Below are 13,304 nucleotides of genomic sequence, written 5' to 3'. Positions count from 1 at the left end.
GGGGAGTAAAAGGTTAAGGGGCTTTATAATTGATAAATTACTAACCGTTGTTTTCTATAAGGGAACAACGGTTTTAACGTTTTAATAAAAACTATCAAACTATAGTTCCCCCTTTAGGGGGTTAGGGGGCATGAACTTATACTCAATAGACACCGGCTTTTTCAAACTTGATGGCGGCGCTATGTTTGGCGTTGTTCCTAAAAGTATATGGAACAGGACCAACCCGGCCGATGATAATAATCTGTGCACCTGGGCCATGCGCTGCTTGCTTATACAAGATGGCAAGCGGCTGATACTGGTTGATACCGGTATGGGTAATAAACAAAGCGAAAAGTTTTTCGGTTATTACTATCCGCATGGCACAGCTACGCTGGATAGCTCATTAGCGGCCCATGGCTTTCACCGTGATGATATCACTGATGTATTTTTAACCCACCTGCATTTTGATCATGTGGGCGGCGCTGTTGAGCGTAAGGGTGAAGTATTATCCCCAACATTTAAAAATGCAACTTACTGGAGCAACGCGAAGCATTGGGACTGGGCAATTAACCCTAATGAGCGGGAAAAAGCTTCTTTTTTAACAGAGAATATATTACCCATACAAGAAAGCGGACAGCTGAGATTTATTGAAGAGGTTGACGGCCTTAGTTTTACTGAGAACATAAAAGTGCGTTTTATTTACGGGCATACCGAGGCGCAGATGTTACCGCAGCTCAATTATAAAGGGAGGCAGGTATTATATATGGCCGATCTGATACCATCTGTAGGGCATATACCGTTACCTTATGTAATGGGTTATGATATGTTCCCGGTGAAAACGCTGCAGGAGAAGAAAAATATTTTAAATGAGGCGGTTACAAACGATTACATTTTATATTTGGAGCACGATTCGGTAAACGAGTGCTGCACGCTAAAGAACACCGAAAAAGGGATACGTTTGAACGAAGTTTTTAGGCTGAATGAGGTGTGATTTTTACCACAAAAATCATGCAATTATCACCTGAAAATGAATATAATGTAATATTTTTTTTAGTTCAAAATATAGGCGAAACTTTTCATACCTTTGCACGTTCAATTCTAAATAAAAAGAATCGAGGTTTATAATAAATGAGACAACTCAAAATAACCCAATCCATTACCAATCGCGAGTCGCAGTCGCTTGACAAATACCTTCACGAAATTGGTAAAGTTGACCTGATAACTGCCGAAGAAGAAGTAATTTTAGCACAGAAAATAAGGGAAGGCGACCAGGCTGCGCTTGAGCGTTTAACCAAAACCAACCTGCGTTTTGTGGTATCAGTAGCAAAACAATATCAAAATCAGGGCCTTACCTTGGGCGACCTTATTAACGAAGGTAACCTGGGATTGATAAAAGCTGCCAAACGCTTTGACGAAACCAAGGGTTTCAAATTCATTTCATACGCCGTTTGGTGGATCCGCCAATCAATTTTGCAGGCCATTGCAGAGCAATCACGTATCGTTCGTTTACCGTTGAACCAGGTAGGTTCATTAAGCAAAATAAGCAAGGCTTTCTCTAAATTAGAGCAGGAGTATGAGCGTGAGCCATCGCCTGAAGAACTGGCTGATATGTTGGAAACTACTGTTGACAAGATCTCTGATACATTAAGCAACTCTGGCCGCCACGTATCAATGGATGCGCCATTTGTTCAGGGTGAAGAAAATACGCTATTAGACGTATTGGAAAACGCTGAGCCGAATACAGACTCTATCCTGATCAACGAATCATTATCAGAAGAAATAAAACGCTCGCTATCAACATTAACCGAGCGCGAACGCGAAATAATAGTATTATTCTTTGGTTTAGGCACTAACCATCCCCTATCATTAGAAGAAATAGGCGAGAAATTTAACCTTACCCGCGAGCGTGTACGCCAGATAAAAGACAAAGCATTACAACGCCTGCGTCACACTTCAAGAAGCAAGATCCTGAAATCATACTTAGGGTAAGCTTTAGAAGCAAGATTCAAGAATTAAGAAGCCGTTCCCATAAAAGGAGCGGCTTTTTTGTTGCACAATAATTTCAAGTTTATTCTGTTTCAGTTATTATCACAATATAATTTGAAACGTTTAATCCTTTCTTTTCAATATTACCGTTTGCTGTTGGTTTACAACGCAACCTTTACTTTCCTGGTTGTTGTCCTTTTCGGTTTCCCCAGTTTTCAAATTACGTCGGGAAGTTTTCTTTTTGCTAAAATAATAGGAGTTGTATCTGCAGCCGGGCTTTATCATTTTATCGCAAAACAGAGTTATTTATATTTTCTTAATTCTGGTTATAGTATGTGGAGGCTATATCTAAATGCTTTTTCTATTGATATGGCACTTTATGCGCTGTTAATATTACTTAATAGATGCCTACACTAAAGGTTGATAGCGTACAACTGGCGTTCGGCCATAGAAAAATATTGCAGGATATTTACCTGGAATGCAGGCAGGGCGAAATTCTGGGCTTGCTGGGGCGTAACGGCTGCGGTAAGTCATCGCTTCTGAAGATAATTTTCGGGACACTCAAGCCCGACTACAAGTACGTAGCCATTGATGATGTTTTCGTTTATAAAGGATATATTGACAACCAAATAGCCTATCTGCCCCAGCATAATTACCTGCCACGCGGCATTCCAATACGCCAACTGGCAGCAATGATGGTTGATGACCAATATTGGTATGAATTTGAGCAGCTCACCATCTATAAAAACCACCACCATAAAAAGGCGGAGCAATTGTCAGGGGGTGAACTTCGGCAGCTTGAAATGCTAATGATATTGTATAGCAAGGCTAGGTTTATTTTGCTGGATGAGCCTTTTACCCACGTTACGCCCGTGCAGTGTGATTATTTTAAACCGATCATCAAAACCGTCGGAAAAACAAAGGGTATAATAGTAACCGACCACCAATACCACAATGTTATGGATATCAGCGACCGTATAATCCTCATAAACGACGGCAGCACTAAACCCATTAACAGCGTTGACGATTTAGCTGTTTATCATTACATTAGTGGTACATAAGCCCCAAAACATTATGACCATCCCTATTTATCAAGCCGATGCTTTTACCGCTCAACTTTTTGGCGGCAACCCGGCGGCAATTTGTCCGCTTGTTGACTGGCTGTCTGATGACACCATGCAGCAAATTGCCAAAGAGAATAACTTAGCCGAGACCGCCTTCTTTGTAAAGAAAGATAACGGTTATCTGCTTCGCTGGTTTACACCCGAGTATGAGATTGATCTTTGCGGTCATGCTACACTGGCATCTGCCCATATATTATTTACAGAGCTGGCTTACGGCGGTGATGTTATAAATTTTGAGACCGTAAAAGCCGGAACGCTTACAGTGACGCGCGATGGTGATAAATACACTATGGACTTCCCCTGCCGAACTCCTATTCCTATTGAAACACCAAACGGACTTGTGGAAGCATTAGGTGGCACAGAACCAACAGCTATTTTACGATCCCGCGATTATTTTGTGGTTTATGATACAGAAGAGGAAATAACAGATCTGTCGCCTGATATGTTCGCGCTATCAAAAATGGATACAGTGGGCATAATTGTTACCGCGCCAGGCAAAAACTCCGATTTCGTTTCGCGGTTTTTTGCACCGGGGGCAGGTATACCTGAAGACCCCGTAACAGGTTCCGCGCATTGCAACCTCATCCCCTACTGGGCCAAAATATTCGGGAAGGATAAATTACATGCTTACCAGCTATCTGCCCGCAAAGGCGAGCTATGGTGCGAATTAAAAGGCGACCGTGTGTTGATGAGTGGGAAAGCGGTTACTTATTTGAGGGGTGAGATTTTGGTTAGATAATATTGTCATTTCGAAAGAGCATGGGAGGGCCGGGCAATGGCGCGACTGAGAAATCTTTTCGAAGCGACAATAACGACGATTGCATATTCGAAAAGATTTCTCCTCACGCTTAGCTCAGCGCATCGCTGTTCGTCGAAATGACAACGGGGGTAAAACAACTAAACAAAAAAGGCCCGGATAAACCGGGCCTCTTCAATATTATAAAGCTGATTAAACGCCTAATAACAATCTTGCAGGGTCTTCCAATAATTGCTTAACCCTTACCAGGAAGCTTACTGATTCGCGACCATCAATAATGCGGTGATCATATGACAATGCCAGGTACATCATCGGACGGATAACTACCTGACCATTTACTGCTACCGGGCGCTCAATAATATTGTGCATGCCCAAAATAGCCGATTGTGGCGAATTGATGATAGGTGTTGAAAGCATTGAGCCAAACACACCACCGTTGGTGATGGTGAAAGTTCCGCCTGTCATTTCATCTAATGTCAGTTTGCTTTCGCGGGCTTTGCCGGCCAGTGTGATGATGGCTTTTTCTATTTCTGCCAGGCTCATGCTATCCGCATTACGGATAACCGGAACAACCAGGCCTTTTGGTGCTGATACTGCGATAGAGATATCAGCAAAGTTGCTGTAAACCACTTCTTCGCCTTCTATACGGGCACCAACTGCAGGCCAGTCTTTCAACGCCTCGGTAACTGCTTTGGTAAAGAACGACATGAAGCCTAAGCCAACACCGTGTTTCTCTTTAAATTTATCTTTGTATTTGCCACGCAGTTCCATTATTGGCTGCATATCCACTTCGTTAAAAGTAGTAAGCATGGCCGTTTCGTTTTTAACGGTTACCAAACGCTTGGCAACTGTTTTACGCAATGGCGACATTTTTTCGCGGCGCTCATCGCGCGCGCCTGCTTTTGCCGGAGCAGCGGCGGCCGGAGCGGCAGCAGCTGGTTTAGCAGCAGGCGCCGGTGCAGCAGCTTTAGCTTGCACAGCATCCTCTTTAGTGATACGGCCATTTACACCGCTGCCGTTTACAGCAGATGCATCAATTCCCTTTTCAGCTAATATTTTACCGGCAGCCGGTGATGGCGTGCCTGACGCGTAATTTTTATCGGCGATAACCGGAGCGCTTGCAGCAGCAGGGGCCGGTGCAGTTGCGGCAGGTGCAACAGCAGCAGCACCGCTTCCTGATATACTGGCTACTTCGGCACCGATGGCTAATACATCGCCTTCGTTGGCTATAGTAGTTAAAACGCCCGCTTTATCGGCAGTCAATTCAAATGTTGCTTTGTCTGATTCCAACTCGGCAATAGCTTCATCCATTGCTACCGTTTCGCCGTTCTTTTTCAACCAGCGCGATAAGGTAACTTCGGTTATCGACTCGCCAACCGGTGGTACTTTTATTGCAGATGCAGCGCCTCCTGTTGATGGAGCAGCAGCAGCTACAGGAGCAGCCGGAGCGGCATCAGCTTGTGCTGCAGGTGCAGGAGCAGCCGCAGCAGGTGCGTTACCATCCTCAATACTTGCAACCGCGGTGCCTATAGCAATTACATCGCCAACGTTAACTAAAGTTTTTAAAGTACCTGCTTTTTCGGCAGTTAACTCAAATGTTGCTTTATCTGATTCCAGCTCGGCAATAACTTCATCCATAGCTACCGTGTCGCCATCTTTTTTTATCCAGTTAGCAAGGGTAACTTCAGTGATTGATTCGCCTACCGGCGGAACTTTGATCTCTAAACTCATTATATTATAGTTGTAGGTTTTATGTCGTTAGTTGTATGTTACAAGTTGTATGTTGTAAGTAATGCACCGTTGAAGTTAGGCATACAAGTTTGTACTTACAACCTTCAACACGCAACTTACAACCAAAAATAAAATTAATCCGCTCCTGCTACCGCCATTTTCTCGGCAGTTTCTTTAATTACTTTTTTCACCTTTTTACCTGCAGGCGATTCAAACGCTCTTGATATAATATGCAATTGCTGCGCTGCGTGTTGCTTAGCATAGCCTGTTGCCGGGCTGCTGGCTTCTAAACGGGCAAGAACATCATCAAATTTCAAAGCATCTTCTGTACGCGATTTACGCCACAGATAAGGCCATGCACCACTGTTCTCCGGTTCTTCCTGTACCCAGATAAAATCTTCTGCTTTAGGATATCCGGCACGTATTTTAGCTAACTGATCTACCGGGGTTGGATACAGTTGTTCTAAACGTACAATGGCTACGTCTTTGCGGTCGTCAACCTGTTGTTTTTCTAACAGATCATAATAGATCTTACCAGAGCAGAATAACACGCGTTTTACTTTTTTCTTATCGGCAAAGTTATCATCTATTACCTCGCGGAAACCTGCATCAGTAAAGTCGGCAAGCGGCGACACGCATTTAGGGTTACGCAGCAAACTCTTAGGTGTAAACACGATCAATGGTTTGCGGAAATCGCGGGCTAATTGCCTGCGCAATATATGGAAGAAGTTAGCCGGTGTTGAGCAGTTTGCAACTATTATGTTATTATCGGCGCAAAGCTCCATAAAGCGCTCAATACGCGCTGATGAATGCTCCGGGCCCTGTCCTTCATAACCGTGTGGCAACAACATTACCAAACCATTACCCCTTTGCCATTTGGTTTCGCCGCTTACAATGTATTGGTCAATAATAGTTTGTGCACCATTAAAGAAGTCGCCAAACTGAGCTTCCCATATGGTTAAGGCATGCGGGTTGGCTAAAGCATAACCATATTCAAAACCTAAAACGCCGTATTCTGATAACAACGAGTTATAGATATGAAAACGTTCGCCACCATTTATAGTTGCCAGCGGTGTATACTCCTCTTCCGTATCAGGTAGTGTTACCACCGCATGACGATGCGAGAAAGTACCACGCTTAACGTCTTCTCCACTTAAACGAACCCTGTTGCCTTGGTTTAACAATGAACCGTAAGCCATTAACTCGCCCATTGCCCAATCAAAAGTCTGGGTATCGTTAACCATTTTGGCACGGTCCTCAAACAATTTCTCTATCTTTTTAAAGAACTCTTTGTCTTTAGGCAGATCTGTTAGCTTTTTACCAATTGCTAACAAGGTTTCTTTATCAACTGTGGTATCGGCTGATTTAATAACGTCTTGCTCTTCTGCCAAATGCAGACCCTGCCATGCACCGGCAAACATCTCTATTGATTCAGTAATACGCTCTTCCGCTTTAGTTTCTTCCAGTTGTTTTTGCAACAGATCTCTGAATTCCTTCTCCATCTGGTTTACTGTAGCCTCATCAATACTGCCTTCGGCCAACAATTTTGTTAAGTATACCTGGCGCGGATTTGGGTGCGCGTCAATAGCTTTGTACAAAACCGGCTGGGTAAATTTAGGCTCATCAGCCTCGTTATGGCCATAGCGGCGGTAACAAAGAATATCTATGAACACGTCTTCATGGAAGATCTGACGATACTCCATAGCCATGTTAATGACATATGCTAAAGCTTCAACATCATCGCCATTTACGTGGAAAACCGGCGACTGTACGGTTTTAGCAATATCAGTACAATAAGTACTTGAACGGGCATCCTTAAAGTTGGTGGTGAAACCTATCTGGTTATTAATAACCAGGTGTACGGTGCCGCCTGTGCGGTAACCATCCAGTTTTTCCATCTGTAACACCTCGTAAACAATACCCTGGCCCGCTACAGAAGCATCGCCGTGAATTATTATAGGTGCTATTTGGGTGTGGTCTCCGTTATATTTAAAGTCGATCTTTGAGCGGGTAAGGCCCTCAACAACCGGGGCAACAGCCTCCAGGTGCGATGGGTTAGGACAAAGGCTTAAGTGCACTTTGTTTCCGTTTTCCGCGTCAACGTCGGTTGAGTAACCTAAGTGATATTTAACGTCGCCACCAAAAGGAGAATCCATATCATAATTCTTACCTTCAAACTCAGAGAAGATCTCTTTGTAACTTTTTTTCATGATATTGGCCAGCACGTTCAAACGCCCGCGGTGAGCCATACCAATAATGTATTCTTTAATACCAAGCGTAGCGCCTTTTTGAATAACAGAATCCATTGCAGGGATAAGCGCCTCGGCACCTTCCAAAGAGAAACGCTTCTGACCTAAAAACTTGGTACCCAAAAAGTTTTCAAAGATCACCGCTTCGCTTACCTTTTTAAGCATCAGCTTTTTATCTTCTTTAGAGAACGACGGCTTATTGCGTGTGCTCTCCATGCGGTCTTCAAACCACTTAACTTTTATAGGGTTACGTATATATTTATATTCAACACCTATTGTACCGCAATAGGTATCTTCAACCATTTGTATAATATCGCGCAGTTTGGCAGGACCCAATTTAACTTCGTGACCGGCGTTAAACACGGTATCCAGATCGGCTTCGCTTAAACCAAACGTATCCAACTCTTTACCCGGGAAATAGTGACGACGCTCGCGTACAGGATTTGTTTTTGCAAACAGGTGCCCGCGGCCACGGTAGCCGTCTATAAGGTTGAGTACGTTAATTTCTTTTAAAAAGTGCTGTGGTGTTTCTGCACTAACTACGGGAGCTTCAGAGCTTCTGCCGAAATCAAATCCTTCAAAAAATTTCTGCCATCCAAAATCAACCGATTCGGGATCTTGCTTGTAATTTTCGTATAAAGAATCTATAAATGCTGCGTTTCCTTGATTTATATAATTGAGGCTATTCATGGTCGACCATTCTTAACAATGCTACAAAAGTAATCATAACGTGCAATAAACCTTACATTAAATTGTAAATGATTTAATACTTTTTGTATTACAAAAACAATATTCTGATTGGTTTTTACAAGCACGGATGAATGAACTACATCCTTTTCGTTAAATTATTAGTGCAGAAACTTTGCTAAAAACGAACGAACATAAGATATGCCCTCAAAAAGAACAGCCAGCAGGCCTATAATGATGGTAAATTGTTCGAAAGAGTTCATATATCAAATATACGCAAGCACCGGGAAAATGTTGTTGATTACATGTAAAAAATTAAACGGTCTGCGCCAGCGGAGACTGACCTGCAGGAGTTGAAGGAAGCCATCGGGTAATAAAATCACCTTTGATATCCAGCTCGTTTAAATTTTTTCCTGTGTTAAAATAACGATCGTCGCGGGCGTTACGCCCTATGCCTGCCACATACGCCCAATTACCCCAATTGCTTGCCGGCGAGTAGTCGATCAGTTTTTCTTCAAAATAGGCGGCACCACGGCGCCAGTCAACTTCCAGATCATTTACCAGGTAGGATGCCACCATTTGCCTGCTAAAATTGCTGATGTAGCCCGTTGCATTCAACTTGTGGATGCTGGCATCAACAAAGGGCACGCCGGTGTTACCGCATTTCCATTTTTCAAACAGGCCATCACCGGGCGCGTCATTTTCTACAGCACTGTCGCCCGCGTTAAAATATTTGGTGCCGTGTTTTTTAAACATGAACCTAAAATAGTCGCGCCACAACAACTCCAGCACCAGCGCATCGCTATGATGACTTTTAGCCGCCCAATACACTTGCCGCATAGAAAGGCAGCCCAATGAAAGCCAGGGCGAAAGCTTAGAAGCACTGCGCGTGCTTTTACCTGCATTTGGCTGTATATCCTCAGAAAAATATTGATCAAGCCTGTACAGTCCATTGGTTTCGCCGCCAATAAACCGGGTGCGAGACCGCGCGTCGTCTACCGGCTGCTCCAGTCCTAATTGTACAAGGGTTGGTAATTCGCCTGCATCATTTATAGTTGGCGTATTGATTACATCAGGTGTATCTAAAACCGGGCGCACGGCACTCTCACGTTCTGTTTTCTTTCTGAATATGGAAAAGCTATCCGGAATATCTTTTATAGGGAAGGGCAGATCCTCTTTGTGGTAAAGGGTATGGCCTATAAAATGTTTTAAGTTCAATTTTATTTTCCAAAGGGCTGTTTCAACCTGTTCAGATACGTCGGTTTCCTCGTGCGCCACCTCGCGATGATGATATACTTCGTTAACACCATACTCCAACGCCAGCTGCGGTAAAACTTCGGCAGGGTTACCTATGCGGATAATTAAATCGCTTTGCAGGGAACGTAGGTTCTTGCGCAGATCTGCTACAGACTCTAAAAGGAACCTGGCCCTAATGCTGCCTGTTTTGGGTGAGCCCGAAGCGTTTTTTTGAAAATAATACGGATCAAAACAATATACGGGCAGCACCTTATCGGCTTTACGCACGGCCTCTAACAGTATTTCGTTATCGTGAATACGTAAATCATTTCTGAACCAAACCAAAATTGTTCTCTCACTCATATCGACATACGCGGGCAGTTAGATGAATTTAGATCAACAAATTTGCATATTATTTAGATTAATTATTGTTTTATAACCAATATTTGACACCGGGGTAACATTGTAGCGGACTATTTTAATATTTTTGGCGATGCTTAACAGGCATTAAAAGAAAATCAGCTTGAAAAATTTCGCCGTTATTTTTGATATGGATGGTACATTGGTAGATAATACCCCTTACCATTACCGCACCTGGCAGGTTATGTTTGAGAAGTACGGCATGGGAGAATTACCGGTACAAACCTATTATGCTGAATTTAGCGGAGTGCCGGTTTTTGACACCGTACAACGCATTTTTAGTGATCGGGATAGCGTTGGGCTGCATCAATTGGTGAACGAAAAAGAAACGATTTATCAACGCCTTTACACCCCACATGCCGCTCCTATAAAGGGATTGATTGCCTTTTTAGATGAGTTAAAACAAAACGGCATTAAAATAGCCATAGCATCATCAGCGTCAATACATGACATTGATTTCGTATTAGACCGAATACATGTGCGCGATTATTTTGATGTGATAATTGATGGCAGCCAGGTTAGCAAGGGAAAACCCAACCCTGAAATATTTTTAAAAGCTGCGGCACATTTGCAAACTCCGCCTGAGCATTGCGCTGTAATTGAAGACTCAATAGCCGGTATAAAAGCAGGCAACGGCGCGGGTATGAAAGTGATTGGCATAACCACAGGCAATACCGCCGAAAAGCTACAGCCAAGCGCCATGGTGATAAATGATTTTACAGCGTTAAGCGTAAAAAAATTGGCTGCTCTTTTCAATTAATTTATTGGTTGTTTTTATAATTTAGCGCTTTCATCAACCCATAACAACATGTTTATTAAAGATACTTTTGTACATACCGTATATTTCTGGTTAAAAAACCCTGCTGATATTGACACTTTTGTTGAAGGCGTTAAAGGTCTTGCCCAAATAAGCCAGCTGCGCGATGTGCATGTAGGTGTGCCCGTACCGAGCGAAAAACCGATTGTAGAGAGCTCTTACCATGTATCGCTGCTTACCTTATTTAACAGCAAGGAAGACCATGATGTATACCAGGTAGACCCTATTCACCAGGATTTTTTGGCTAATTACGTTAAGCAGTATGTTGACCGGGTAATGGTTACTGATAGCGTGGATGCGTAGTTAGTTGATCAGTGACTGGTGAGTAGTTGATCAGTTCGGTTTCGCGATCAGTTAACTATCGCCCCATTAATATCAACTGTCCTTGCAAAAGGGTTAAGGTATTGATTAGCCAATATGGCAAACTCGCGGCGCGTAACGGCTTTGTTCAGGTCGAAATCTGATTGGAACTTATATTGCGCTTTCCATGCTTTTTGCATGGTTATTTTAAAGTCGTTAGGGTCAGTTAAAGTAATCTCGCTTATCAGCGAAAGTAAATTACCCACCGTAAACTTTTCGCCGGGTTGTTCCCTGTTCAACCATAAAAATACGCGCGAATAAACCTCTGTTAGCACCGGTTTTATTTCGGCTGTAGTAACTGCCGAGTCGGGCATGAAACTAAATTCTGATCCTGCAGCCTCTGCCCCTCCACTCTCCTTGCTGCCCTTCAATAATCCGGTTGCCGCAATTTGCTGTATGGAGCGATAATAAGGGTCGGCACGTTCAACATCAGTAAAATATAATAATGAGGATTTAAAATCAAGCAGTTCTATCTGTATAACCCTAACATCCAGCTTTTTGGTGGTAGTTTTAAAAAAAGCGCAAAACGCGCCTACCGCCCCTACTGCCTGCCCCAAGGCTATTTTACCTGTCAGGTTGTTCGCCCCCGTTGGGAACATTGCCTTGTTCAGCGTTAACAAGTTATCAGCATCCTTTACGGCTACCGCACTTAAGGGTATATAATAAACAGGCCCTTTGGGATAAACTGACGCGCTACCTTTATCATCATACGTACCCGACGCTATTGATGTGCGATAGAGCGTTGAAGCGCCCTTTTCCAACCAGGTTTTAATATCAGGTGGCAAAGTTGCGCCTGCTTTTGTTATCATTTCGCCGTCTTCGGTACCATCTATCAGTACCTTTGCTTTAATGGTTACCTTTTCGCCTTTTATTACTACCTCAAGCTTCCAACCTGTGCCATCTTTCTCTATGGATGTATAAGCAACATTAATTTTAGAGGTAAGCATTTTTACCGAATCGGCCATTCTTTTCAGGGCGGCTCCTGCGGCGAAGGGTTCAAACTTTAAGGTCTTTGATAAGGTATCGTATCCCGGTGTTTTTTTATAATAGTCGCGCAGTTCTTTATCCACCTCTTCCCAAATGCCTGATGGCGCGTAATGAGGTTCGTTAAGGGTTATCATTTTCTGTAATGACAGCTCCTCCAGCCATGGACCGTTAAGTAACAATAAGGTCTTCACCTTGCTGCGCCCGCTCTGAATGGCCGCTGCAATAGCGCTTGTATTGTTACCAATTACCGCCACATCTGTTTTAATGGTTTCGGCATAAGTAAGGCCGCAGCCAAAAAGCAGGATAAATACAAGTAGTTTTTTTACCATTGGCTGAGATAAGCGCGTTTACAAAACGCTAATTTAGCGCAAAGCTTGTATAAAGCTGTAAATTATTATAGCCAATAACCCTTACCCAACATGACAGACGAAACACTCAGATGCCCCATTGGAAAATTTATAGTACCAGAGGCCTATACGGACGAACTTATGGCTCAATGGAAAAAAGATATTAAAGCGCTTCCGGCGCTGATGCGCGAAGCCGTTAAAGATCTATCCGACGAACAATTGGAAACCCCTTACCGCCCCGGCGGTTGGACCATAAGGCAAGTGGTGCATCATGTTGCAGACAGCCATATCAATTCTATTATCCGTTTTAAATGGACAATGACGGAGGATAATCCTACAATTAAAGCCTATCACGAAGACCGCTGGGCAAAACTGGCTGATTATAAATTACCCATTGAGCCATCGCTGATAATGTTAGAGGGTATACACGCACGCCTCACCGCCTTGTTTGAAAGCTTTACAGCCGACGATTGGAACCGTACTTTTTTTCATCCCGAAATGAACGTTACTTTACCGTTAAGGCGGGTTCTTGGCATTTACGCATGGCATGGAAAACATCACCTGGCACATATTGCCCAGGCAAAGCGCAGTTTTAAAGCTTAGCTGTACTTTAATTTAAACTTG

Annotated in this window: 11 protein-coding genes; 7 read left to right on the top strand and 4 right to left on the bottom strand. The window is 43.3% G+C overall.

What is annotated here, in order from left to right:
* Window positions 1–130 precede the first annotated feature (130 nt).
* The 4 genes from ACFQZS_RS06230 to ACFQZS_RS06215 all read left to right on the top strand — a co-directional run bounded on the left by ACFQZS_RS06230 (window position 131) and on the right by ACFQZS_RS06215 (window position 3,828).
* The gene (locus ACFQZS_RS06230; RefSeq protein ID WP_377098351.1) at window positions 131–970 is read left to right on the top strand and encodes an MBL fold metallo-hydrolase; all 840 of its coding nucleotides are present in this window, start codon (window positions 131–133) and stop codon (window positions 968–970) included.
* Between the two features lie 137 nt (window positions 971–1,107).
* Window positions 1,108–1,968 (top strand): sigma-70 family RNA polymerase sigma factor, encoded by an 861-nt coding sequence (locus ACFQZS_RS06225; protein WP_100341901.1) that lies wholly within the window; start codon window positions 1,108–1,110, stop codon window positions 1,966–1,968.
* A 401-nt stretch (window positions 1,969–2,369) separates the two neighbouring features.
* Entirely contained in the window at window positions 2,370–3,026 is a 657-nt protein-coding gene (locus ACFQZS_RS06220; protein ID WP_377098349.1) for an ATP-binding cassette domain-containing protein, read from the top strand.
* Between the two features lie 13 nt (window positions 3,027–3,039).
* Complete coding sequence (locus tag ACFQZS_RS06215) at window positions 3,040–3,828, top strand: PhzF family phenazine biosynthesis protein (RefSeq protein ID WP_377098347.1); 789 nt, start codon at window positions 3,040–3,042, stop codon at window positions 3,826–3,828.
* Window positions 3,829–4,038: 210 nt separating this feature from the next.
* On the opposite strand, the gene odhB is transcribed toward ACFQZS_RS06215, so the two are convergent.
* The 3 genes from odhB to ACFQZS_RS06200 form a co-directional block, all read right to left on the bottom strand.
* Complete coding sequence (odhB, locus tag ACFQZS_RS06210) at window positions 4,039–5,577, bottom strand: 2-oxoglutarate dehydrogenase complex dihydrolipoyllysine-residue succinyltransferase (protein ID WP_377098345.1); 1,539 nt, start codon at window positions 5,575–5,577, stop codon at window positions 4,039–4,041.
* A gap of 134 nt (window positions 5,578–5,711) precedes the next feature.
* On the bottom strand, window positions 5,712–8,516 hold the full coding sequence (locus ACFQZS_RS06205) for a 2-oxoglutarate dehydrogenase E1 component (protein ID WP_377098343.1): 2,805 nt from the start codon (window positions 8,514–8,516) through the stop codon (window positions 5,712–5,714).
* Window positions 8,517–8,828: 312 nt separating this feature from the next.
* Window positions 8,829–10,112: a DASH family cryptochrome gene (locus tag ACFQZS_RS06200; protein WP_377098341.1), complete on the bottom strand. Its 1,284-nt coding sequence runs from the start codon at window positions 10,110–10,112 to the stop codon at window positions 8,829–8,831.
* Between the two features lie 160 nt (window positions 10,113–10,272).
* On the opposite strand from ACFQZS_RS06200, the gene ACFQZS_RS06195 reads away from it, so the two are divergent.
* On the top strand, window positions 10,273–10,929 hold the full coding sequence (locus ACFQZS_RS06195) for an HAD family hydrolase (RefSeq protein WP_377098340.1): 657 nt from the start codon (window positions 10,273–10,275) through the stop codon (window positions 10,927–10,929).
* Window positions 10,930–10,977: 48 nt separating this feature from the next.
* Entirely contained in the window at window positions 10,978–11,289 is a 312-nt protein-coding gene (locus ACFQZS_RS06190) for a Dabb family protein (RefSeq protein ID WP_377098338.1), read from the top strand.
* A 47-nt stretch (window positions 11,290–11,336) separates the two neighbouring features.
* Here the strand turns inward: ACFQZS_RS06190 and ACFQZS_RS06185 are convergent, their stop codons facing one another.
* Complete coding sequence (locus tag ACFQZS_RS06185; protein ID WP_377098336.1) at window positions 11,337–12,662, bottom strand: FAD-dependent oxidoreductase; 1,326 nt, start codon at window positions 12,660–12,662, stop codon at window positions 11,337–11,339.
* Window positions 12,663–12,752: 90 nt separating this feature from the next.
* On the opposite strand from ACFQZS_RS06185, the gene ACFQZS_RS06180 reads away from it, so the two are divergent.
* The gene (locus tag ACFQZS_RS06180) at window positions 12,753–13,283 is read left to right on the top strand and encodes a YfiT family bacillithiol transferase (RefSeq protein WP_377098334.1); all 531 of its coding nucleotides are present in this window, start codon (window positions 12,753–12,755) and stop codon (window positions 13,281–13,283) included.
* Window positions 13,284–13,304 lie beyond the last annotated feature (21 nt).

It is taken from the genome of Mucilaginibacter calamicampi (genome assembly GCF_042676765.1).
GTDB lineage: Bacteria > Bacteroidota > Bacteroidia > Sphingobacteriales > Sphingobacteriaceae > Mucilaginibacter > Mucilaginibacter calamicampi.
Note: the sequence above shows the minus strand (reverse complement) of the source record. Positions and strands in the feature narration are given on the sequence as shown.